The following is a 24,991-nucleotide window of genomic DNA, read 5'->3' as shown; positions in this document are numbered from 1 at the left end:
TTAATTTAGTCATATAAACTAAATTAATTAGTTTAAAAACATAAACAACTGTAAATCAAACAAATTATTCCACTCGCGACTTGAATAGTGTGTTGCTCCATGTAGGAGTTCCTATCGGTAAGGCATACTGACAAACGGCGCACACAGTCAACCGAAAAAGCCGGCACCTACAAAGACCGGCTAATGTCGACCACATTAAAGATCTGATCCACATCATCAAGATTGACCTCGAAATCGGGATACATTACTTTATCGATATTCAGTGAACGGAGCGTCAGAACGCCCCGAGCTACATCATGGTGGGCAATTTCCTTAATAATCACCCCTTCATATTTATGCACAATCACCCAGTATCTATATTTATGGGTGTGAAATTTGGATTGCCACAATTCTCTTTTGATCAATCGGCCCGTTACAATATCGCCATCGAGGACACTTGCATCTGTTCCATCTGTCATACTATCGCCACTTACCTCAAAAGAACGGTAGACTCCTTTATGAAACTCATTCACTGTGATAAAATGCGCAGGCAGGTCATCCATATATTCAGCGTCCGAAAACCCCGAAAGATATCCCGCCTTCGCCTTTTCGGTAACCAGTTTTGTCTGCATTAGATAACGCCCCGGAGACACCTCATAAAATATGTTGTTTTTATTTTCGTCGATGAATTTAATATCGTCAGAAAAATAGCCGATGGATCTACCATTTCCAAAATTGACATGGTTAACTGTGTTGGGCTGAACAAATGAACCTGCCTCCTCCCGCTCACCCTTGCCGTATACCAGCCATTCATATCGAACCTGCGGAAAAGCAGTCTGAATCCGTGTCTTCATTGTGAGACCAATAGGATACTCACCCTTCTTTATGCGCGAATAGACTTGCTCGCGCACACCCAGTAGAGCCGCGAACTCACGGTTGGTCACGCCCATCTCCGAACGGATAACTTCAAAATTATTATATGGATAAAGTTCCATGATTAACAAGTTTTTTAACAATTGTTACACTAATTCATAACAATCTGACGCTAAGTTACACAAGATATTAAACCTAAACAAACAAACAAACCTAAAAAACACATAAAACACTATATACAAACATATTAAAGTTAAACAAATTAGTTTATTAAAACACATTAAAAAGAAATAAATCAAAAAAAATATAAAGAATTAAGCTTGAAAGATTAACATAATTGTTTAACTTTGTTTAACAATATAACATACCAGGGAAGCCGTTAGGAATGTTCATTGTTGCAACAAGCTTAGGTTAAGACTGAAATAAACGATTTAAAAGAAAACACCATGGAACATATCATCACACAAGATTTAATGCTCATCCCAGCACATGCTCTGTCCAATAAGGATGGACATGATATTAGGCAAACAAAAAACACATTTCCAGTCTCCGTTTTTGGGGAAAAAGATAAGACAGCAACCAGTCAAGGATCACGAAATAAAAAGAACACCCAGCATATGAACACGCTATATTATTCTTTTATGATGAGCTTTTTAAAAGAACACCATCCCGATATTTTAAAATCGATCAACCGGATATATGAGCCCGATCTGTCCAAAATCAGCACAGTTATCGATTACTACTGCGACTTTATGGGTATCCCTCCACAGCAAATTAGGGGTGAGTATATCAAATACAAAGACATTCAGCATCGCTATAAGGCGATTGCCGTTGTGCTCCGTATCTTCCAGCCCGAAAAACTGGACAATCTGAAAACAAAAGTCAAAAGCAACATTTACAAAGAATTAGGTCCCTGTTTAAAAATAAATAGCGATACGCTTCAGAAGTCGATTATCTGCGCGTGCAATCAATTTGACATGTATAAGGATTTCAAAATAGACGTGAAACAAGCCGCGAATTATTATCTCATCAACACCCGGTTCAATGGTAAATAAGGCGATTTGGAGGGAGATGATACCGGCCCGGCAAAAGCAAGCTTGCATGTGATACACTTTTGCCTGACCGGTATCGATACGTCAGTTATATTTCCTTCGCAACCACCAGACAATACCGGAGACCAAAATTAGCAGCCCCGCCAAAAAATAAAGCATACGCGACACCGCTGGCTCCGTTATCTTTTTATCCTTCCATCCAAGCAAACTAATCCTCTTCTCGTCATGCTGAATATACTGTAGGTTTTGCTTCCGCTTATCAGACCCAACTTTTACAGTTTCGCCCTGCTGTGTCTCGTGTTGCATAAACTTTTTATGGATCCTGCCCCTGCGTATTTGCAAACTACCATCCGGCCGCAATTCAATACCTTCACCTTCCAGCAGCATTAATCCGGAGGCTTCAATCGAATGTGTGCTATCTGAGCGCTCGACAAGCACATGCTGCTCGTTAAGTTGCGCGTCTGACCGAAGACCGTTGTGTTCAACGAGCGCTGTCTGATGTAGTTCAGTTGTTTTCACTGTTTTCTTAAATAGACCGCAGCTGCTACCCAATAGCAGCATTACGGTCAACGGAAATAGCTTTTTCATTTTTCACCTTCTTTAGTTCAATTTGTAATTTGTTATAAAGCTTCATGAGGTCATCATACTTCACCTGTAAGGCCGCCAGCGTCTTTGAACAGGCGATACGTTCCTCGTTAGCAAGTTTCAGCCCTGCATTCAGGTCTTCGATTATTGCCCTTAAGTGCTCGATATCTTTTTCCAGCCGGCTGGCGTAGCTTTCCCATTTGTCAATCACCTTTCCGGCATTGTCCACATTCGTAGCTTCCACTTCCGCCTGCTGTTTGGGTCGCCCCACGAGGTATCCGGCAATGGCAGTCACGAGCGGAATAATAAGTTTCTCTAAAATTTCAAGTAGTTCCATAATCGTCCTTTTTTATCAACATTTTAAACTTTGACCAGGGAAACTGTTTTCCCGGATCCTCCTTCCGTCCCGGCGCAATATCATTATGGCCCAAAATGTCCTGAATCGGATACCGTGCAATAATGGCTTTACATACCTCGACTGCCACAGCAATCTGCTTGGCGGGGTATACTTCCTGCCCTTTATTTTGCAGTTCGATACCTATGCTAAAGCGATTGATATCCTTCAAACCTTCCCAAAAACTTATACCGGCATGCCAGCATTTGACATTGAGAGGTGCCAGCTGGGTGACACAGCCTTCCCTACTGATGTGCAGGTGGGCAGACACCCTACTCTTGGGATCCGACATCCAGGCAATGGCACTGGTAGCATTAGATGACCCGTCATAATGCATAATGATATAGATTGGTGTGATAATCCCACCTTTGTTGGGTGTCTCCCGATAGGTTGCACCCGCGATTTTGTGATTTTTAATTTCCATTTCTTTCTTGTTTAATTTGATCTGAAGCGCCTCTGTTAAAAAAATCTTTCGTTTACATTGTACGATGCTCCCGCACCGATGAAATAGTGACTGATCAGCATTTACAATACAAATGTAGATCTGAAGAAGGGCCCAAAGCCGGAATATTAATGATATCTGCGCGGTAGAAAAAAATTACCGAATATGTACTGAAATCCAACTGTTTTACTCTGTACGCCGGGGTAAACGAAACATTTCTCCTGCTCCATTGTTATTTGATCGTTATAGCATAGGATGAGTTATATCGTGAAGGCTAGGAAAATGGTTCGCCTAGCCTTTTTAGTACCTATCCCCTTGAGACTACAGCCGAAATTTCCGTGAGTTCGCAGACCGAACATATATTTAGGCAAGACCTATCAGTAGGATAGCAGGCGTGCCCATTATTTAACAGACAAGTAGCTGCAAGGCAGGATTTTTTCCTATCTTAGGAACAGGTTTGATTTAGGCTTAAAACACAGCATACCTGCTTTAAGATGCTCATCACAAGAATGCTCAACAATATCGACGGCAATGAATGAATTCTGTCTATTAATTGGAAATGACATAAACAACATCTCTCCGGGCATTAGCTGGAGTGACCTGCTGGCGAGTATTAAAAAAAAATATCACGTCACCACATTGGAAAATGGGCAAAAACCTTTCCCTATGTTATACGAGGAGATTTTTCTTCGTGCTATCCAATCCCGGCATCTCAACGAGAAAGAGCTTAAGACCTATATTTCCGAAAGCGTCTCACTGATAAAACCCAACGAGATCCATCAGATGATCCGCGACCTACCGGTCAGCAACATCATCACCACGAATTATGAATTTAGCCTGGAAGGAGAAACACAGAGAACAAATACAAGCTTGGTCAGGGAGACCACGTACAGTATTTTTCGCAGACATGAAACTATGGATAAAACCTATTGGCATATTCATGGGGACTGCAGCATCCCCAATTCCATTAATTTGGGATACGAACATTATTGCGGCCAGTTACAAAAAATGCGCGACTATGTAGTCAATGGAACGAATTACACTTCCGACAAGATATTTAAGGCTGCTTTCGTCAAGAGACTCAAACAGCAGAAAGAACTGAAACTGCAATCTTGGATCGACCTCTTTTTCACCCATGATATCCATATTCTGGGATTATCACTCGATTTCGTGGAAATAGATTTATGGTGGCTACTGACTTACCGGGCCCGACATAAATTTTATCGAAAGAGTAGTTTCATTAAAAACCGACTGTTCTATTATACAACCCAAAAGTGGTACAACCTTTCGAGGGATAAGATGCAGTTGCTTACAGCAAATGATGTGGAGATTGTAACCATTGACGAATCCAATAAGACCAGATATTATAAAAAAATAATAAAGGATATTATGAAAAGATACAACGTGTCCATAAAGAATTAAAATGGTACCCGCCCAAAACATATCGAAACAAAACTTCATACGACGATGTTTGCTTTTTCATCTTAATCGGAGCAGCAATAAATTACCTTTACCTTCATAAATAATGCAATGGCAATACAAAATATTAAAATTATAAAGACCGAGATTCTCTCTGACAATTGGTATACATTAAAAAAGGTCACCTACCAGTACAGCAAGCCCGATGGCATCGTACAACAGCAAAGCCGGGAAGCTTACGACCGTGGAAACGGCGCCGTCATCCTGCTCTATAACAAAGAATCGAAGACCGTAATCCTAACACGGCAATTCCGCATTCCTACATACATCAATGGTAATGAATCGGGGATGCTCATTGAAGCCTGCGCCGGTTTATTGGATCTGGATTCGCCCGAGGACTGCATACGCAGGGAAACAGAAGAAGAGACAGGTTACCAGATCACAGACGTGAAGAAGATTTTTGAAGCTTACATGTCCCCTGGTTCGGTGACGGAAATCCTGCATTTCTTTATCGCCGAATATTCGAGCAGCATGAAAGTGAGCGCCGGCGGTGGGCTGGCTGAAGAGGAAGAGCATATTGAAATCCTTGAAATAGAGATGCAGAAGGCGCTGGAAATGATCCAGAGCGGCGAAATCAAAGATGGAAAAACGATTATGCTCCTCCAATACCTTAGGCTGAACAATATCTTATAATACAAAGCTGCTCCTATACGGGCATCTCGCTTAGGCTCAAGCGCAGTCACTTTAGACCGGACGCACGCTTAAAAACTGGAAAATATGCCGTTTCGGCATTTGCGTCTGACCTTTCACATTTATTGTGTAGACCACAAAAAAACGGACTAAATGCAAAATTACCACATTCAGTCCGTTTTTATTTACGGGAAACATTAGCTAGTTTTCACCAGCGTTCTTGATGATTTTCTCTGCTAACGCTTTGAGCTGGACCATATCCGCATAATCGAGCTTCAAGGCCTCAAAAAGCTGCATTGGGATACAGCTTGCCCTTTCCTTTAATTGAAGTCCTTGTTGGGTCAATCGGATTTTGACCACTCGTTCATCATCCTTGCTGCGTGTACGCGTAATCAGGGATTTGTTTTCCAGCCTTTTCAATAATGGTGTAAGTGTCCCATTATCCAAAAACAATCTTCCCCCCAGTTGATTGACGGTCTGTTCATCCTTTTCCCACAATGCCATCAATGTGATATATTGAGGATAGGTCAAATCGATCGCTTCAAGGATAGCACGGTAACGCTGCATAATTTCTCTGTGAAGAACATACACGGAAAAACAGAGCTGTTTGTCTAATTTTAATAAATCATCCATCCTGCAAATATATTGTGTTTTGTGAAGCTTAAGGAACCCTCATACTTATTTGTACTCGACGACAAACTCCTCCTTTGGTACCCGTACTTTTTTCATTGTCGAAATCCAGTCACGAGAAGGATCAGCCACACCAACATACATCAATGAAACACTCTTGAGTCCTTGCTCGCTCAATTGTAGCACATTATCCACCACACTGTTGTCGAAGCCTTCGGCAGGCGTAGAATCAACACGCAGTTCAGCTGCCTGTGCCAGTGCAAGGCCCAGCGCAATATAAGTCTGCCGTGCAGTATGCGCAAAATTGTTTTCCGCTGCTTCATTCAAATATATCGATTTCAGCTTGTCGGTATACGAGCCAAAACGGCCGCGCGGTAAATTTCGCTCATCGGTCGTAAAATCATACACTTTGTCAATACGTTCGGCGGTATACCGATCCCAGGCGGCAAAAACCAATACGTGAGAACACTCGCGCATACAATCAGGGTTGAGAGCACCTTCCGCCAGTTTATCTTTTAATTCCTGATTTTCAACGACCAAAATCTTAAAAGGCTGCAAACCAGAAGAGGTTGGTGCAAAACGCGCCGCCTCGATGATCTTATCGATATTTTCCTGACTAACTTTTTTTGTTGGGTCATATGCTTTCACAGCATGACGCCATTGTAAATCTGTTATAAGTGACATATAATATTGTATTATTTAAAAAGAACGGATAATAACGCCAGCAATGCCGGTATCCCCTGTATCAAAAATATTTTTCTATTCGCTGTGATGCCTCCAAAAATTCCGGCCACGAGCACGCATCCCAGAAAAAATAGACGGATATTGTCGCTCCATATAGCGTCTTCTGTTAAAAATGACCAGACCAACCCTGCTACCAGAAAGCCATTGTACAAGCCCTGATTGGCAGCCAGGCCTTTTGTAGGTTTAAATAGTTCAGCAGGAAGTGTTTTCCCGAAACTGCGTCTTCCTGCAGTCTCCCAGGCAAACATCTCCATCCAGACGATGTAAATATGTTCTATCAGTACGATTACGGTGAATACCGTGGCTATATAATCCATATTCTATCCGTTGTTTGAAACCGTTAATTTAACCTCGATATTACCTCTTGTTGCGTTTGAATAAGGACAGACCTGATGCGCTTTTTCAATGAGTTGCTGTGCCAATTCCAAACTAACTGACGGAATATTGGCGTGCAATTCAGCGGCCAAACCAAAGCCGCCATTGTCCAGCTGTCCTATACTTACTTTCGCTGTAACCGTAGTCTCGCCGGTTTTTATCCTATCCTGTCTGATCACCAGATTCAAGGCGCTGTCAAAACAAGCCGCGTAGCCAGCGGCAAAAAGCATCTCTGGATTAGCATAGTCGTCATTGGCACCGCCTAGGCCCTTTGGCGTTCGCACAGCTACATCAAGGACACCATTTTCACTTTTTACATGACCATTCCGTCCGCCCTGGGCGGTAGCTCCTATTGTATATAATGTTTTCATTTTCTATTTGTTTATTTCAACAGTACAAATGTAGATTGAAAAATTATATTGTGCAAAATATAATAGCGTTATTTACATTAAAATGAAACTCCGCCTGCTCTATTGTCTTCGGGAACGGCAGCTATTTCTATCGCTGACACTTTGGCTCCCAGTCCGGGCGCGAAATGTGACAAACGTTTATTCGCCCGCGTTCAAAAATCGCACACTTCTTCCATATAAATCAGCTTTTCTACCATTACTCATTATGCGTTTACAATTGCATTGCATATCAACCTGAATTTACTTAGGTTTGATTGTTACAAATACAAGTTATATGAAAACCACTTCACTCGAACAATTTTATAACGAAATAAATGCGCCTATTCCACAGGAAATCGCACGTGAAATCGGACATTTCAATGTATTCAGTTTTGAGGAGTTGGCCGCAAAGCTAAAGGATAAACCAGTCATGCCATATAATAAACGGACTTATTACAAGATCAGCCTGATCACTGGAAGGAACACAGCCGAATATGCCGACAAAGTTATCGAAATTGAGGAATCAGGACTGGTGTTTGCCACGCCGAAAGTCCCCTATCACTGGATTCCAAAAGATGAACATCAAAAAGGCTATTTCTGCGTTTTTACCGCCGAATTCCTTGCCCGAAACAAAAGTGGTGTCGTTATAGACGACCTTCCGATCTTTCGTCCCGGAGGCCTTCCGATTTTTCAAATCAGCGATGAACAACGTGTAGAAATTGAGGCCATTTTCAAGAAAATGAATAAAGAATTATCCTCTGACTATGTCTTCAAATACGATCTTTTGCGTAACTATGTACTGGAGATCATCCATTATGGGCAGAAATTGCAGCCCAAAAGCATAAGCAACCCATCTCACAGTGCATCCCATAGGATTACTTCGCTTTTTATCGAGCTTTTGGAACGGCAATTTCCTATTGACTCCCCCATGCAACGCTTACAACTGCGTACCGCGCATGACTTCGCCGAACGCCTGGCTATCCATGTCAATCATTTAAACAAAATTCTAAAAGAAAACACGGGCAAAACAACAAGCCAGATCATCGGCGCTCGGATCACTCAGGAAGCGAAGATACTACTTAAGCAAACCGACTGGAACATTTCGGAAATAGCCTATACCCTCGGATTTGAAGAGATAGCCCATTTTTCAAATTTCTTCAAAAAACAGACAAGTATCTCGCCGAACAATTTCCGTTCGCACAGGTCATAATTTGAATTTCGCAAATATTGGTTTGCTTTTCGCAAAGAAGCAGACAACATTTCGGACGACCTTTGTATTGTTCAATTAAAAAACAATACAATATGACAAGGAATAAAATAGCATTAGTTACTGGAGGAAGTCGCGGCTTGGGCCGCAACATGGCCATTAGTCTTGCAAAAAAAGGAATAGACGTTATCCTAACCTATAATAGCAATAAAGAGGAAGCCGACCATGTGGTTTCTAGTATTCAGTCATTGGGACAGCGGGCCACCGCATTCCAGGTAAACACTGGTGATGTGTCGTCTTTTGATAGCTTTATTAAGCAATTGACAAGTCATCTGCAGGAACAAACTGGCCAGCCCAATATCGATTTTCTAATCAATAATGCCGGGACTGCACTTTACGCTGCTTTCACGGATACTACCGAAGAACAATTTGACACTGTATATAATATTCATTACAAGGGTGTATTTTTTCTGACACAAAAGGTGCTGCCCTATATGAATAACGGCGGCCGCATCATTAACATCTCTTCTGGACTTGCACGCTTTGCTTTCGCAGGTTCCTCAGCATATGGATCCATGAAGGGGGCAATCGAGGTACTGACGAGATATCTCGCCAAGGAGCTTGGTCCACGTGGCATCGCTGCAAACGTAGTCGCTCCCGGAGCAATTGAGACAGACTTTGGAGGTGGACATGTGCGGGACGACAAAGAAACGAATGCGCATATTGCCAGCGTAACAGCACTTGGGCGAGTGGGCCTGCCAGACGATATCGGCGGCGTAGTAGCCTTCCTATGTACCGAAGAGGCTAGGTGGATCAATGGACAGCGTATTGAGGTCTCAGGTGGCATGAATCTGTAGACGCATAAATCTTGATGTTAAATGTCCTGCACTTTTGTACAGGACATTTATTTTTTTTGTATTAGCCTAGAAAGGAGGTTTCCTTCTACGTTCTTACCCAAGAATAAGATCCACGTATTCCCTTTCCACAGCCTTCATAAAGAATAGAAAAATTATGTATAAATTAGATCATACAAAGTTCTTATATCCGTAAAATAGACTTACGGTGATCAAAGTCTACAACACCAATTTAGAAAAAATATGGAAAAACAGCTATTTATGGCCAACAGGCTGCGCGAGGTATTGCTAGATGGACATTGGATCGCAAATACCAATTATCAAGAACAACTGATAGATACCAACTGGCAACAAGCCGTATATAAGATCAATACTCTAAACAGTATTGCAGCACTTACTTACCACATCAATTATTATCTTGAGGGATTACTATCCGCATTCAGGACAGGAAAACTCGACATCAGCGACAAATATAGCTTCGATGTACCGGAAATAAGCTCAGAAAGCGACTGGAATGCACTCGTCCAACGTTTTTTAACCCATGCCGCTCGCTTTGCCGACGCTATCGAGGGGCTCGAAGAAAAACGTCTTGAGCAACCTTTTATTGAAGAAAGATACGGTTCTTATTTAAGGAATATCGAAGGTGTAATCGAACATAGCTATTATCATCTGGGTCAGATTGTACTGATCAAAAAATTGATAGTTAGTCAACAAACGCACTGATCAGTTGATGCGTTGATATTCCCCACAAATAGCCATGAGGAATTCAATGCAGCTTTTTGCCAAATGGCAATTGTACTTCGCTCCTTGAGCCCTAGTTTTGAATACGATTTTAAATAAGAAAGATATGGATATTCTAATTGGACTTCAATGGGGAGACGAAGGCAAAGGCAAGATCATCGATTTAATGAGCAGGGACTACGACATCATCGCGCGGTTCAATGGCGGAGCGAATGCTGGGCACAGCATCTACCACCATGGTGAACGAATAACCTTAAAACTGCTTCCCTCGGGCATTTTTTACGCACACATTGATAATATTATTGGTAGCGCTGTGGTGATTGACCCCCTGGCTCTGAAGTCCGAAATCGACCTCGTTGGAACGCTTGTACAAGGCAGTTTGGAAAACCGCATTTTCATCTCCAAAAAAGCGCATCTTGTGCTGCCAACCCAACGATATTGGGACATCTTTCTGGAAGAGTCACCGCGGTATCCATCGATTGGAACAACCAAGAATGGCATAGGTCCGAGTTATGCCCATAAAGCACTCCGACAAAACGTACGTGCAGGTGATATTCACTCAGCACGCTTTGGCGAGGATGTTTATCACATGCTCAGCAGACAGTATGACGAGTTAGAAGTACTGGGACAGTCCATGCCTCCTTTGGAAAAATTATATCGCAACTTTATGGAAGCGTGCGAGTTTATGCAAAAACTACAGATTATCGACACGGAAATTTTTCTTAACCAAGCGCTCAGCACAAATAAAAAGGTACTGGCTGAAGGTGCCCAGGCTACATTTTTGGATATTGATCATGGTACCTATCCATATGTCACCTCCTCCAACACGATAGCATCCGCTGCTTGCGTTAGTCTTGGTGTCTCTCCGAAGCTGGTGAACCGAATTTATGGTATCACAAAGGCGTATTGTACCCGTGTGGGCAACGGTATCTTTCCGACAGAAATTAGCGATCCAGCAGCTTCAGACTTACGCGAAAAGGGAAATGAGTTTGGCTCTAACACCAAGCGGCCGCGCCGTGTGGGTTGGCTCGACCTTCCTGCGCTGCGATATGCTGTGATGTTAAATGGTGTAACCGATCTGGTACTGACCAAAGCGGATATCCTAAATGGGATGGCAACAGTGCCCGTTTGCACCGATTACGACATTCAAGGTAACAAAACGGCATTGGCCTCTCTTGCATTTGCCGGAGCGGATGTACAGCCGATATGGAAATTTCTTCCGGGATGGAATGATACAAAGTGTGAGATCAGCGATCCTACCACTCTCCCTGAAGAACTGAGGGCCTTTGTTTCATATTTGGAGGAAGACTTAAATGTTCCCGTGAAATACCTTTCCGTAGGACCGCTACGCGAACAATTGATTACCTTAGCACATTAGATTGCCGATATGGAACAACTACTGCAATATATCCGAAAATTTGGTTCCCTCGACGGAAGAGAAGAAAGCCTGATCAGGGGTGCCTTCAAAAAAAAGACTATCAGCAAATCAGCGTATTTCGTCACCAATGGCAAAGTAACCAATAGTATTGCGTTTGTAGAAGATGGTGTATTTCGATCGCTATATTATAATCATAAAGGCGACGATTTTACGCGATACTTTATTTATGAAGGTCGTTTTATTGGCGACCTACAAAGTTTTCTGGACCGCACACCGTCGAGCGATTATATCGAAGCATTAACTGATGCAACTATCTGGCATCTTGATATCCAAGAATTTAGGTTACTGGAAAAAGAAATCAAAATTTGGCCTCTTCTGATCTCGAAATTGTATGCTTTCGTTATCGAAAGCAAATTAAAAACGGCAAACACAATGATGAACCTTGATGCCAAAGAGCGGTATCTGTTATTCCTGAAACTATACCCCGGACTTGCCAACCGCGTGCCCTTAGCTATGCTGGCATCTTATCTGGGTATTACGGCATCGTCTTTAAGCCGTATTCGGAGGAATACCTGAACGGATTTTTTTTCCAAGGTAGCGCCCATCGGTTTAAGCAGATCATATATATTAAAAGGCAAACTCGCCTAAAGAGTACATGACATCATTATCCACAGCTCCTAAATCACCCCTTCCGTCGACAGCACTTGGGCTACTACCAACGATACAGCAACCGTGTCGTGAATACATTGTCTCGGATGTCGTCGGCAAAGTTAGCCAAACTCGTTGATTCATTGGTTACATGTTCGTTGTATACCGTAAGCTTTAGCCTATTGCTGATCTGATAAGCCACGCCATAACCCAGTGTACTGAATTTAACATCGCCATCAGCTGTAAAATTATCTGGCGCACCGATAGTCATACCGCTTGCTTTTGTATTCGGGTCATAGACGTCATAAGCCAACAAAGCTGTGATACCCGTCTCGGCAATTTCTTGTGTAAACCAGAGGTAGTAGCCGTTGAACTTACGTTGATATAGATCAGTCGTTGGCTGCGTGGTGAAACTTCTGCTCGCGTAAGGGCCCTTAATATCCGTTCCCCCAGCTACTCCGGGCTGCTCCCCAGCCACATATTCCGTTTTGAAGCTGGACTTTCCGAAGCTATTGTCGAGCTCAACCTGCAAGTTGGCACCGTAGTAGTTGCGACCTATTCCCTTGCCTTCAATATCATCGCCCGTGTGTGCGATGTAGCCCCCGTCTATAGGTGTATAATATGTCTTGGTATCGTTGCGTACAGATCCTTTATAGAAAGAACCTCCGAACCCAAGGTGCAGCTTCTTGTCTGCTAGGCTATCAAATTTAAAAGCTAAATTGCCTATTAGATCTTTCTTCGAATCGTAGTCTTTGGCCGAATGCCCACTACCGTTGACCATCGCTAAGTCCAGGTTCAAGAATTTCAGCTTTCCGCCCGGGTGATAGCTCACCATACCACCAAGATCACGTTCGCGGGGCATTATAGTTTGAAAGACGCGTGCTCGTTCAGGAAAATCACGGTAACCGGAGGAATAGACAATCGAATAACCGAATGGCCGATTAAAAAGGCCGGCTGTCAGGCTCAGTCCCTTTTGGCTGGGATGCCGCAATTGGATAAATGCATCCATCAGCTGTACCCCATCCTGTGTTGCGTCCAGCTGAAATACGATACTTGAGTAGGTGTCCACGCGGTCGATTTTGAGACGTCCACGGCGGATCATAAAGCGGTTATCGGAATTTTTAGAGAAATCGCCACCTGAAAAAGATGTTATCCCCGGCGACTGGGCCTTTTGAAATTGTGTCTGTAGATATCCGGTGATCTTGATATCATGCGGATCATAACTCGAAGGAGCGTTATTATTCTGGGCCACAGCTACACCGGGACCAGCTAACGCTAGCAGTAAAAATATTTTTCTCATTGAAAGTAACCCCTTTTTGCAGCAATGAATTTTGTGAATTAGCACTTGTCATATAAACGGTTTTAAGTCCTAAATGGTTTCACTGCAACAATAATCTCTAATTTATACGAAGAAGTTTAGACAGGCTCGGCTGCTAACTTCTACGATGTAAAAATAGAGTCTCAATGTTAATTCAATATTAACAAATTGTTAGTATATCAATTTATACACATAAAGTTAATGATTTGGTAATATTTAAGAAAACGAAGGCCGGAAATATAATTTCCGGCCTAATAGTTTAAATAGCATTTTATTCCAATCCAGTGTTATAATTAACATCAGACAATGAAATCTCAAATCCTCAACAATGTCCTTTTATTAATATCCAGGATTTTGGATTAAATTTGAATTTTTCTGCATATCATCAAATGGGATAGGTAATACGACAAAATCGGATCCATATGCTTGTTCAGATATCGTACCATGCGATGGAACATCTCTTTTTGTTCTAAGATATTCGAATATACCATGCCCTTCGAATGCCAACTCAATTCGCTTTTCTTTCCAAATAGCTTCAATCAGAGCTGTTTTAGATGTCGCAACGATATTCTCTGTGGGTGCAGAACGGTGCCTTACGACATTTACCAACGCTAATGCTTCTGCGCTAACCCCACTTGCTTGATTTGCCAAGGCCTCTGCTTTAATCAATAGGACCTCACTATATCTCAAAATCGGGGCCCAGTCAGAAACAGAAGTGTATTTTAAATTAAAAAATGCTCCGTTCTTCTCCGTAATCAGCTCTGTCCTCCGTTTATCAGTGGTTCCTATTAAGGATACAAAAGTTGGCAGCACTTGAATATCAGCCCTTAGGTTTGGAGAGTAATGTTGACCTAACGAATGATTCGTATTTGGGTTGTCGCCTCCATTATGAGCTACTGAAAAAATGCTCTCTGCAGTGGTTGTATTTCTAAAAGCTTCCAAAGGACTAGGATTTAAAGAATAGATGTTAGAATTTATAACTTTATTAGCAAACTCGACCGCTTTAGCATAATTCCCTTCATATAGATATACGCGTGCAAGAAGTGCTTGTGCGGCAGACTTCGTCGCCCTTGCAACAGTTGAGAATTCAGCCCCCCCAGAAACAGGAAGAGAAGCTTCCGCAGCCAATAAATCACTTTCAATTTGATCATATACTTGTTTTACAGAAGCTCTGGGAACATTATTATCCTCCGCAAAAGGCGTAGTTGTCGTTTTCAATATAAGAGGTACACCTGCATGTGTAGCACCAGAGGAAAAATTGTACGGCTGTGCCCATAAATTAACTAAATAAAAATAGCTCAACGCTCTTATAAATTTGGCTTCGCCAAAATATTGCGCCTCTTCAATTGCACTTACAACCCCAGGCTTTGCAGACAGATTTTCAATAAACAAATTTGCCTCGTTTATCGTTCGATAAGCACCCTGATATGCTAACCCTACCGTGGCGTCTGTAGATAATAAGGTACTAAATTGCGGCATGTTGCCAAAAAATATATTCGTCCCACAATCAGCTCCGCGGATATCAGCATAAATTAAAGCTCTTCCACCTAAAAACTCTCGGTTCTGTAAAGCATCATAAAGTCCAGTAGCACTTTTCGCAATCCTGTCTGGCGTTGAAAAAGCTTGCTCGGGAGATAAATATGCATATGGGTCCTCAAAGAGCTGTTTCCCACAAGATGCTGCAGAGAGAACTATTCCTAGCAACACCATTTTATATAGTAAATTGATTCTTTTCATTGACTTAAATTTATTGAAGTGAAAGACTTACACCAAAAGTATAAGTTCTTGGTTGTGGAACTGCACGGCTATCTACGCCAACTGCAATATTTGAATTATTCCTATTTGAATTTACTTCAGGATCTTGCCCACTATAGCCTGTAATTACAAACGCGTTATATACCTGTCCATAAACCCTCAAAGATCTGATTCCAACATTATTGAGTTTATTTCCATCAAACGTATACCCTAAACTAATAGTTCTAGCGCGCAAGAAATCCCCTTTTTCCAAAAACCTATCGGATGCCTGATTTGCTGTATTATCATTTAAAAATAACCTAGGAACATCAGTTTTCTGCCCTGGTGCTGTCCAGCGATCTAAAATTTCAGTACTATTATTTAAAAAACTATTTGTCAACAAATTAGCCCTAGTTGAATTATAAATATAATACCCTCCGGTATAAACTAAAGAAATTCCTAAATCAAATTTTTTATAACGGAAATTATTATCTAACCCACCATAAAATTTTGGAATACCGCTCTTACCTGTATAAACGGCGTCATTAGCTGTGATACCCGAAGTTACGGTGCCATCCTCTAATGTCCATCTTTGAGCTGCCGAAACGGATGGATTATAGATTTTCCTAACACCTTCCTTTGAATACCACATCGGATTACCAGTTTCCTCATCGACACCTGCCCATTGAAGTAATTTAAACTCACCCAATTTACGGCCAACACTCGCAACAGAATTACCAGAAGGGATATCAGAGTTCGCTGTTATTAATTCCGTTACTCGGTTCTTTATGGCAGTGAAATTTAAGGATGTATTCCATGTAAAGTTTTCTCTCCTCATAGTCTCCATATTAAATGTAAACTCTACCCCCCTATTATACATAGACCCGATATTGGTGTAAATCGATCCTCTTGGAACTCCGACTGTGTAGAGTGGAGTCGCATCTAAAACTAAACCTGAAATATCATTATTAAAATAATCAATTACAAAACCATACTTTCCATCAGCAACTTTAAAATCCACCCCAACATCGAATTTCCTTGTTGTCTCCCACTGCAAATCAGCATTTCCTAATTGATACGCGGAGAATCCATTTTGACTGGCGTATGCGCCCCCAGCGTACAAAGTCCTTGCAGCATAGGGGTCAATACCTCTCGAATTTCCAACTTTACCATAACTTCCCTTAACTTTCAAGTATGATAACCAATTGATAGATTTCATAAATTCCTCTTCTGATGCTACCCATCCGGCGGATATTGATGGAAAATATCCCCATTTTGAATTTATTCCAAAGGCTGAATACGCATCTGCTCGAAACGCCGCTTCAAGTAAATATTTGCCATTGTAAGAATACCCTGCTCTACCAAAGTACGATTCTAATCCAGTAGAAAATAAACCTCCGCCAGAAAGCAACATCACTTCTTCAGTTCCAGGCACTGTACCGGTATATGTATTATCGAGTATATCAGTAAAATATGCATCACTAACATTAGATGCTCCCGCGTAAGTTAATTTTTGTTTAGCATAATTATATTCTGCACCAGCAGTTGCAGAAATGCGATGAGAACCATTAATTGTCTTATCGTAATTTACATAATTTTGCCACACCCAGAGATTATTATCTCTATAATAATCTTGAATTAACCCATTATATGCAAAACCTAGCCCTCCAACAGCCGGATGCCCATATTGATGCTCATAATTGCGTAAATAATCTATACCGAACTTTGAAGTGAATTTAAGACCTTCCAACAGAGTTATTTCTCCGTAAATGTTCGCTAAAAATTGTTCTGGGGTATTTTGATTTAATTGAAGATTTGTAGTAGCTAAGGGATTGGCGATATTTCCTGTTATACCTGTCCCATTAAGAACAGTTATGTTGTTACCTAAACCTAAATAGCCTGTTCCGTTTAAATTATAGCCGTAATCATTATTCGCGTTATAGGGTGAAACAGTTGGAAACGCATTAAGACCAGCAACAGTAGCACCGTTTATATAGCGGTCAGTCAGTACACCGTTGTTCTTAGTTTTTGCATAAGACAAAGAAACACCTGTTTTAAACCATTTATTTGCTTTTAAATCGAGATTTATCCTAGCTTGACCAGTTTTAATATCGTTACCAATTAAAATACCTCTTTGGTCATTATAACGAGCTGAAGCAAAATAATTAACATTTTCAGATCCACCGGAAATTGAAACAGAATTATCAAATCCTGTTCCTTGCCTGTAAATCTCATCAAGCCAGTTGGTTCGATCATTCACACCATCCCCATTCAGATCACTTTCCTTTGCAATAACGTTAGTCACACCTCCAAATCGAGGTGCACCATTCGCTGCCTTTTCATTATTTATCTGAATAAATTGATCTCCATCTAATAAAGAAACTAGCTTTGATGCTTTACTGGTAATAAATTTCGAATCAAAAGTAACAGTATTGAATCCCTTTTTCCCACGTTTCGTAGTAATCATCACCACACCGTTAGCAGCACGAGAACCATATAAGACAGATGCACCAGCATCTTTTAGTACTTCGATCGATTCTATGTCGTTACTATTAATCATAGATAGCGGATTGAAACGCGTCCCATCACCGCTATTTAACTCACTCACATTTTCTACTGTGTTCATAGGGACACCATCAATTACATAAAGAGGTAATGAGCTTGATGAGATCGAGTTAACACCACGAATACGAACTGAAATCCCATCTCCTAAAGTTCCACCGGTAGTACCAATCTGTACCCCTGCTACCTTCCCAGACAGAGCTTGGTCAAAGCTGACATTAGACTCGGCCGCTAAGGCGTTCCCTTTCACAGTCGACTGTGAACCGATTACATCTTTGATTTGACGAACGCCGTATCCTGTTACGACCACTTCCTCAAGTGCATTGTCATTACTGTCTAACGAAATGTTAAAGGTGGATTGCCCCTCTTTTACAATTAATGTTTTGTCCGCATAACCGACTGAGCGGAACACGATAACTTTTCCTGTTGGTACAGATAGCGAATAGTTACCATTCGCATCTGTCTGTGTGGCAACGTTAGATCCTTGAACAGCGATCGTTACACCTGCCAACGGTTTACCATCAGCTCCGGTAACACGACCACTCACTTTCTTTTCCTGCGCGAATGCAACAGAAGTCAGGATCATACTACCCACGAAAAAACTGAGTAATTTGTGTTTCATATGTTTACGTTTATTAAAGATGTTTATTTATCTGAAATACCTTGGCTAGTATCAATATTTTACTTTCCAATAATTTTAATATGCGTCTAGTTAGTAATGCATTTTTCTAAAGCATAGCGCTTGTTAAAAAATGTTAAATACAAAATTATAACTTTTTTTATCTTTTACAATGCAAGCATAACTTTCTAATAACAATAAATTCATAATAAAAATTAAGACACTGTAAATCAACAAAATAAAATCAAGCAATAAAAACGTAATTGTAAATTTTATCTTAACCCGATACTCGAAACTAGCTGTTCATTATATGGTTAGAACGGAAGTTGACCACGCCGCTGCCAGCAAAATATAACATGGAAAACGCTTAGATTTCTATTACAATATCGCCTTCCTCAATGAAATTACATTTACGTAAACGCTATGTTTTTTTACGTTGGGAATGTCAAAAAATCTGCCTGATGCAATTCGGGCCACTGTAGAGCCCACTTGGAATATAAGGCCCATTATGATCCGTGAATAAAAAGTCAAGAACTGATGTATACTCTCAAAGAGCTTGGTACATACGGGACACCATTGCCAATACTGATAACACACCATCGTCCTGACTTTGAGATTCAATACCTGAAAAAGCAGATACTTCCTTTAACGGTTCCAAGGGACAACGTCCGATTGCCGAACCCGGTCACATAGGTAATTGACGTAATAAGGCCCTCAAAAAATGGCATTGTAGTTTTTTGTCCACCCGAAAAGTCGCCCGACCTCCTTATGGACAAGTTAAGGCCAAGTTCGCAGTCACTTCGACTTGTAACAAATGTGCACGCACAGTGAAAGCAGCTTAAAAGGTACACCCAACGTGGACTCACTGTGGACTCACTCCTCTTACAGTTCGAATTTGCTAATAAATTGGTCTCAAGTTGGTCCTTATCAATTAAGCCTCGTAAAATTACAAAACGGCCAAAAGTAGCGAATTAGACATGTCACATCATATAAAAATAAAGCGGCCGTTTCGAATGAAACGGCCGCTCCTAAAGTATTATAAAATACAGTGTTATTTCACATCCCACCATACAGGAGTGTAAATGACCACATTGCCTGGGTAGTTTGCATTCGAAGTAGCTTCGCTATTTGCGTACGGCATACGTAAAGGCATTCTTCCTTCACCTAATGTTGAAGCAATTGACGTTGTAAAGAAAGTAGGATACCCTGTTCTTCTCCATTCCGTCCAAGATTCAAAACCTTGGAAGCCACACATTGCATAATATTTCTGTGTAATAATAGCTTTTACCTTAGCTTCTGTATTTCCCTCAAACTTTGCATCGGGAGCTTGCGCGATATATTTTGTGGCATCGTTGGCGTTGCCGGTCGCTGCGAAACTTGTGGTAATACCGGATTCAAATAATACTTTAGCATCACCAGTACCCCAGCCTCTGACTACAGCTTCCGCTTGTAAAAATTTGCTCTCAGCGGCGGAGAACAATTTCACAGGTGCTGTCGCTGATGTTGGATCTACCGCGCGACCTCCAACAAGAGCCGATGGAGATGAAACGAGTTTAGAAGAATTTGCATTAAAATCACCCTGTAGGATATATGCAATTGTGTCTTGCCCACTTAGTTTCTCATAAAAAGAGAATCTCCTTGGATCATTATTTCTCACGAAAGCTTTAACTACAGTTGCGCTTGCGACAACATTTTGAGTTTTTCCCAAACCCACCATTTCATTATAAAATGGATTCTCGTTTCCACCTGTTGTTGTATAACTTATTGAGACATCGTCATCTAAGAAGGTCGCTTTTTTCGCATAAAGGGCTTTTATACCGGCAGCAGCTTTATTTGAATCAACATTTGAAATGCGTAAGTATGCTCTTAACTTTAATGTGTTGGCGAATGCTTTCCATTTTTCCAAATCTCCATTAAAAATCATGTCCTGACTTGAAACAGGTACTGCTTGTGGCGTTGCTAACAAAGCTAACCCTTTATCAATATAATTGAAGATGGAATCATAGACAACTTGCTGTGCCTCATATTTAGGGTTCAGGTTTCCATCTGCCTTTAGTGCTTCGGACAGAGGAATATCTCCGAAGGCATCAGTCGCTACTTGAAATGTATAGGCTTTCAATAAGTAAGCAATCCCTTTATAATTATCGTTTGCTGGCTCATTCGACTTAATAATCAATTCTGCGTTATTCAACGCATTACGATACAAAATCAACCAAGATCTGTCCATTGCAGTATTCAAAATTTGATACCTGTCAATGGAACGGTATTGTGAAGATGTAGGATTTTGTGTCCAATATTGTCCCCAAATATTTCCATACACCTGAAAGCTATTACCTACAACCTGACTAATTGCAGCTTCCACTGTAGGTAGCAATAAGCTTGGTGTAGCTGTTTCCGGATTATTGGGATTCTCGTTGATATCCAAAAATTTGTTACAGCTAGTTAGTCCTAATGCGCCAACCAAGGCTAGAACTAGAAGCTTCTTAGCATTTCTAAAATTTATAGTTTTCATACTTTACTTGCTCTTAAAATGACACTTTAACATTGATACCATAGTTACGTAATGAAGGTTGAGCCGTAAAGTCAAAACCTTGCGCATTACCGGCACCCGAAGAATTCACTTCTGGATCGGCGTATTTATTTTCACTTGGTGTCCAGATAAATAAATTGTTACCAAATACTCCTATAGAAGCCGCACCAAAAGGTGTGTTTTTCAGCATGTCTTTGGAGAACTTATAGGTAAATGTAAGATTACGCAATTTAATATAAGTAGCGTCGACCACATTAACACCAGCTTCCATGTTCGGGTAATAATCAATCTTGTCGTATGTTGCTGTCGTATTAACAACTGAATTTCCAGCATCGTCCAAGTATACCGAATTTGGAAAAATCTGGCCTATACGATCACCTCCTGACTCAGCAGAAGTACCCACAAAGCCCATGATATCCTTAGTTCTGGAGTAGAATACACCACCTTGTTTAGTATCGAATAAAGCGCTCATCGACCAATTTTTATAGTTCAAACTTGTACCCAACGAAGCCTGAAAATCTGGATTATAAGTCCCTAAATATTCCGGTTTAGAAGAAGCTATCGGCAACCCTGTTTTTTGGTCGACAATTGTACGACCTTGTGCATCGGTAGCATTGGTAACTGCATAAAACTCTCCGTACGGACGGCCGACAGCTGCTACAATGCTCATTCCTGAGAACCCGCCTATAGTAACCTGTTGAACACCATCCATCAATTCAACAACTTTGCTGTTGTTTTTTGTGAATGTTCCAAATAGCTCCCATGAGAAGTTTTCAGTCTTAACAGGCGTTCCTCTCAAGGTTAATTCCACACCACTATTTTGAACTTTACCTGCATTTACCAAACTAAGACCGTATCCTGTCGATAACGGGATAGGAATACTTAGGATTTGGTTCTTTGAATTATTTTTATAATAGGTAAAGTCAGCAGACAAGCGGTTGTTTAAAAATCCTAATTCTGTACCCACTTCGAACGACGTCGTAATTTCAGGTTTCAAATTTAAATTTCCGATGGTATTACCAGACATCAATGCAGATACATTACCGAAGGGAAATGTAGTAGACCCGAAACCTCCGGCAATCGCACTTCTAGAGAAGGTTGAAATCAATTGATATGGATCTGTGTCTGATCCGACCTGAGCCCAGTTCGCGCGAATTTTTGCGTAACTAAATTTACTTTTCAACTCCGGAGAGAATAGCTCCGAAGCAACGAATGATCCGCTTACACTTGGATAGAAAAACGAATTGTTTTTCTTAGGTAAAGTAGAAGACCAATCGTTACGAGCCGTTGCTTGCAAATAAGCAATGTTCTTATAAGACACGTTTAAATCTCCATAAACACCGACCAAACGACGGTTAGTCCAAGTATCCTCGATCAAGTCCAACGGACCATTGGAGTTTGCAAGGTTATACCATCCAGGGACGACAAGTCCGCCACTTGCATTGGTTGCAGTACTGTTAGAAGTCGTTTTACGCTGACGAATATTATTCCCAACCATTAACGACGCTTCCCAATCTTCATTGAAAGTGTGCTTCGCTGTTGCCATGAAATCGTGAACAATTTCATTCACGTTAAATTGATCAATACGATATTGGCCTGGATCAGTCTGGATATTGCCTTCAGAATAATTCCCTGAAGTATTGTCAATTGGCAAGAAGCTATATTTTGGAGACTCTGAACGTCTACGATCACTGTAATTGTCTAGACCGATTCTTTCTTGGAAGGTTAACCATTCCGTTGGCTTATAATTTATATTGAAGTTCCCCATAATACGGTTCACATCATTGAAATTATTGTAATTTTCCAACACCCAATATGGATTCATCGTATATGCGCCATAATAACCGTAAACGTCATTGTGGGCGACACCATTAGCATCTGTATAACCGTAACCGTTATAGGGATTAGACAAGTCCTTTAATCCGACAACATCAATATCTCTCGGCGTCTGCAACAAATTATTATAAACTGAGCCGCCACCTTGACCACCACCAACATTATTACTGTTGATGCGACTATAGTTTACTGAAATACCAGCGCTGAATTTATTCGAAAACTCTGTTGTCCCATTAAATCTAACACCATATTTATTAAAGTTGTCTTTTTTTCCTGGGTAAACTCCGTTAGAGTTCAAAGAATTCAAGCCTAAATAAAACGTCGATTTTTCAGATCCACCCGAAAAGCTAAGGTTGTTATCAGAAGCTATCCCTAAATCAAAAAAGTCTTTGACATTGTCTTTTACTGCAGAATATGCTTTTTTCTGACGCACGCCATTAATCGCTTGGCCCCATTCTTGAATTTCTCCTGTAAAAGGAGCTCCCCAAGACCAGTTTTCTTTAGGATCATTGGTATAGATTAACTCACCAGCTTTATTGTAACCTGATGCACCTTGGCCGTACTGATTTTGAAACTCTGGTAACTTTAGGATAGACGAAAGTGTATTTGTTGAACTAAATGTGATTTCGTTCTTGGATCCTTTTTTACCACTCTTAGTGGTAATAATCAAGGCACCATTTGACGCTCTAGATCCATATAAAGCTGCTGCAGCAGGTCCCTTTAGGACAGTAACGGAAGCAATATCATCTGGGTTGATGTCGTTACCCCTGTTTCCAAAGTCTACGCTTGCTAGATCACTACTTCCGCCCATTTTACTTGTATTATCAATTGGGGTACCATCAACAACGATTAATGCTTGGTTGTTTCCAGAAATAGACGAACCACCACGTAAAACAACACGAGAAGAACTACCTGGTGAGTTTGAAGTAGAGGTAATATTCACCCCTGCTACTTTACCTGCAAGAGAATTGATCGCACTTGAATTACGTCCTTCTGTCAGCTCATCAGCTTTGATCGTCGGCGCTGAGTATCCCAGAGAACGTTTCTCACGCTTAATCGCATTTGCTGTTACAACAACCTCTTCCAGTGCATTATCATGACTCTCCAAGGACACATTAAACACTGTGCTGTTGTTGTTTACAATAATCGTCTTATCGTCAAAACCAACTGAACGGAATACGACAACTTTACCTGCTGGTACGTTTAATGAATAATTTCCATTGGTATCTGTCTGTGTCGCCTGATTAGTGCCTTGCACTACTACCGTCACCCCCGGTATAGCTTTGCCATCAGCAGATGTCACACGACCACTAATCTTTTTTTCTTGTGCGAATGCGACCGAAGTCAGAATCATACCGCCAACAAGAAAACTTAGTAATGTTTGTTTCATGTTTTAGTTAGTTAATTTTATTATTTTTCTAATCCTCTATATTGATATTAAACTATATCCATTATGTAATCGTCTAAACATATATTGCATAGACAATAGACAGCAGCTAGTTAAGCATACCATCACTCATTATTGATAACAGTTGAAGATATTAGTAGAAGTTAACTCCCGGTAGATGTAGAGTCAATCCATTGAAAATACTCAGCTGTAAATTTACCTTTTCAGTATTTACAGTATATAATAGTTAGTGCGATTTCTATTAGCGGTTCCAAATATAGAAAGCCAAAGTTGTTTTTACAAGTTTTTTAACATACCGTCTCAAAAATGAAAAATACTGCAATAAAGACCTCAGTATTTTACAAATTCAGACAAAAGAAACAATTTAGAATAAAAAACCAACAAACAAATATACAACAGAATATTATACGGCTACATCATTATTTAACAAAACATTAACAATGATATAAGAAATTAGTAATAGCAGCATCTTTTCATTTTTTTGATTAAAAAAAATGTAATTTATAAACATTCTAAAGTAACTAGTGGGGTACTACACAAAGAGGCTCTATCCGTGAAGGTAGAGCCTCTTAGCGAATAAGCCA

21 protein-coding genes are annotated in these 24,991 nt (G+C 40.8%); 8 read left to right on the top strand and 13 right to left on the bottom strand.

From position 1 onward, the window contains the following. Window positions 1-167: 167 nt before the first annotated feature. Window positions 168-974 carry a hypothetical protein gene (locus tag K7A41_RS17420; protein WP_265714684.1) on the bottom strand — a complete coding sequence of 269 codons (807 nt, stop codon included), beginning with the start codon at window positions 972-974 and terminating at the stop codon, window positions 168-170. Window positions 975-1,298: 324 nt separating this feature from the next. On the opposite strand from K7A41_RS17420, the gene K7A41_RS17415 reads away from it, so the two are divergent. Then, window positions 1,299-1,907, top strand: a complete 609-nt coding sequence (locus K7A41_RS17415; protein ID WP_265714683.1) for a hypothetical protein — start codon at window positions 1,299-1,301, stop codon at window positions 1,905-1,907. A gap of 81 nt (window positions 1,908-1,988) precedes the next feature. Here K7A41_RS17415 and K7A41_RS17410 read toward each other — a convergent pair whose 3' ends face one another. Genes K7A41_RS17410 through K7A41_RS17400 form a run of 3 tightly spaced genes read right to left on the bottom strand, consistent with a single transcriptional unit; the run spans window position 1,989 to window position 3,307 of the window. Continuing rightward, entirely contained in the window at window positions 1,989-2,492 is a 504-nt protein-coding gene (locus K7A41_RS17410) for a hypothetical protein (RefSeq protein WP_265714682.1), read from the bottom strand. Further along, window positions 2,449-2,826: a hypothetical protein gene (locus K7A41_RS17405; protein ID WP_265714681.1), complete on the bottom strand. Its 378-nt coding sequence runs from the start codon at window positions 2,824-2,826 to the stop codon at window positions 2,449-2,451. Before K7A41_RS17405 ends, K7A41_RS17410 begins: the two co-directional genes overlap by 44 nt. Further along, on the bottom strand, window positions 2,813-3,307 hold the full coding sequence (locus K7A41_RS17400; RefSeq protein WP_265714680.1) for an N-acetylmuramoyl-L-alanine amidase: 495 nt from the start codon (window positions 3,305-3,307) through the stop codon (window positions 2,813-2,815). The genes K7A41_RS17405 and K7A41_RS17400 overlap by 14 nt, the downstream gene beginning before the upstream one ends. 549 nt (window positions 3,308-3,856) lie before the next feature. Between K7A41_RS17400 and K7A41_RS17395 the strand changes: the two genes are divergently transcribed. Continuing rightward, window positions 3,857-4,747: a hypothetical protein gene (locus tag K7A41_RS17395; protein ID WP_265714679.1), complete on the top strand. Its 891-nt coding sequence runs from the start codon at window positions 3,857-3,859 to the stop codon at window positions 4,745-4,747. A gap of 108 nt (window positions 4,748-4,855) precedes the next feature. Then, window positions 4,856-5,437 carry a GDP-mannose pyrophosphatase NudK gene (nudK, locus tag K7A41_RS17390; protein WP_265714678.1) on the top strand — a complete coding sequence of 194 codons (582 nt, stop codon included), beginning with the start codon at window positions 4,856-4,858 and terminating at the stop codon, window positions 5,435-5,437. Window positions 5,438-5,635: 198 nt separating this feature from the next. Here the strand turns inward: nudK and K7A41_RS17385 are convergent, their stop codons facing one another. The 4 genes from K7A41_RS17385 to K7A41_RS17370 are packed head-to-tail and all read right to left on the bottom strand — an operon-like array spanning window position 5,636 to window position 7,554. Continuing rightward, window positions 5,636-6,067, bottom strand: a complete 432-nt coding sequence (locus K7A41_RS17385) for a MarR family winged helix-turn-helix transcriptional regulator (protein ID WP_028072269.1) — start codon at window positions 6,065-6,067, stop codon at window positions 5,636-5,638. Between the two features lie 45 nt (window positions 6,068-6,112). Next, window positions 6,113-6,748 carry a nitroreductase family protein gene (locus K7A41_RS17380; RefSeq protein WP_028072270.1) on the bottom strand — a complete coding sequence of 212 codons (636 nt, stop codon included), beginning with the start codon at window positions 6,746-6,748 and terminating at the stop codon, window positions 6,113-6,115. A gap of 11 nt (window positions 6,749-6,759) precedes the next feature. Continuing rightward, window positions 6,760-7,125, bottom strand: coding sequence for a DUF1304 domain-containing protein (locus tag K7A41_RS17375; RefSeq protein ID WP_028072271.1), 366 nt, complete (start codon window positions 7,123-7,125; stop codon window positions 6,760-6,762). Between the two features lie 3 nt (window positions 7,126-7,128). Next, window positions 7,129-7,554: an organic hydroperoxide resistance protein gene (locus K7A41_RS17370; protein WP_265714677.1), complete on the bottom strand. Its 426-nt coding sequence runs from the start codon at window positions 7,552-7,554 to the stop codon at window positions 7,129-7,131. Between the two features lie 313 nt (window positions 7,555-7,867). Here K7A41_RS17370 and K7A41_RS17365 point away from each other — a divergent pair, with 313 nt between their 5' ends. From K7A41_RS17365 to K7A41_RS17345, 5 genes are all read left to right on the top strand, one after another. Continuing rightward, complete coding sequence (locus K7A41_RS17365; protein ID WP_265714676.1) at window positions 7,868-8,782, top strand: helix-turn-helix domain-containing protein; 915 nt, start codon at window positions 7,868-7,870, stop codon at window positions 8,780-8,782. Window positions 8,783-8,874: 92 nt separating this feature from the next. Next, on the top strand, window positions 8,875-9,636 hold the full coding sequence (locus K7A41_RS17360; RefSeq protein ID WP_265714675.1) for an SDR family NAD(P)-dependent oxidoreductase: 762 nt from the start codon (window positions 8,875-8,877) through the stop codon (window positions 9,634-9,636). A 240-nt stretch (window positions 9,637-9,876) separates the two neighbouring features. Next, window positions 9,877-10,356 (top strand): DinB family protein, encoded by a 480-nt coding sequence (locus tag K7A41_RS17355; protein ID WP_265714674.1) that lies wholly within the window; start codon window positions 9,877-9,879, stop codon window positions 10,354-10,356. 124 nt (window positions 10,357-10,480) lie between these two features. Next, window positions 10,481-11,752, top strand: a complete 1,272-nt coding sequence (locus tag K7A41_RS17350; RefSeq protein ID WP_265714673.1) for an adenylosuccinate synthase — start codon at window positions 10,481-10,483, stop codon at window positions 11,750-11,752. 9 nt (window positions 11,753-11,761) lie between these two features. Continuing rightward, a complete protein-coding gene (locus K7A41_RS17345; protein WP_028072277.1) occupies window positions 11,762-12,328 on the top strand; it encodes a Crp/Fnr family transcriptional regulator in 567 nt (188 codons plus the stop codon). A 136-nt stretch (window positions 12,329-12,464) separates the two neighbouring features. Here K7A41_RS17345 and K7A41_RS17340 read toward each other — a convergent pair whose 3' ends face one another. The 5 genes from K7A41_RS17340 to K7A41_RS17320 all read right to left on the bottom strand — a co-directional run bounded on the left by K7A41_RS17340 (window position 12,465) and on the right by K7A41_RS17320 (window position 24,389). Further along, window positions 12,465-13,700: a porin gene (locus K7A41_RS17340; RefSeq protein WP_265714672.1), complete on the bottom strand. Its 1,236-nt coding sequence runs from the start codon at window positions 13,698-13,700 to the stop codon at window positions 12,465-12,467. Window positions 13,701-14,057: 357 nt separating this feature from the next. Then, complete coding sequence (locus K7A41_RS17335) at window positions 14,058-15,455, bottom strand: RagB/SusD family nutrient uptake outer membrane protein (RefSeq protein WP_265714671.1); 1,398 nt, start codon at window positions 15,453-15,455, stop codon at window positions 14,058-14,060. A gap of 10 nt (window positions 15,456-15,465) precedes the next feature. Then, window positions 15,466-18,636, bottom strand: coding sequence for a SusC/RagA family TonB-linked outer membrane protein (locus tag K7A41_RS17330; RefSeq protein ID WP_265714670.1), 3,171 nt, complete (start codon window positions 18,634-18,636; stop codon window positions 15,466-15,468). Between the two features lie 1,048 nt (window positions 18,637-19,684). After that, the gene (locus K7A41_RS17325; protein WP_265714669.1) at window positions 19,685-21,145 is read right to left on the bottom strand and encodes a SusD/RagB family nutrient-binding outer membrane lipoprotein; all 1,461 of its coding nucleotides are present in this window, start codon (window positions 21,143-21,145) and stop codon (window positions 19,685-19,687) included. A gap of 13 nt (window positions 21,146-21,158) precedes the next feature. Beyond that, on the bottom strand, window positions 21,159-24,389 hold the full coding sequence (locus K7A41_RS17320; protein WP_265714668.1) for a SusC/RagA family TonB-linked outer membrane protein: 3,231 nt from the start codon (window positions 24,387-24,389) through the stop codon (window positions 21,159-21,161). Window positions 24,390-24,991 lie beyond the last annotated feature (602 nt).

This window comes from Sphingobacterium sp. InxBP1 (assembly GCF_026191775.1).
Classification (GTDB): Bacteria; Bacteroidota; Bacteroidia; order Sphingobacteriales; family Sphingobacteriaceae; genus Sphingobacterium; species Sphingobacterium thalpophilum.
Note: the sequence above shows the minus strand (reverse complement) of the source record. Positions and strands in the feature narration are given on the sequence as shown.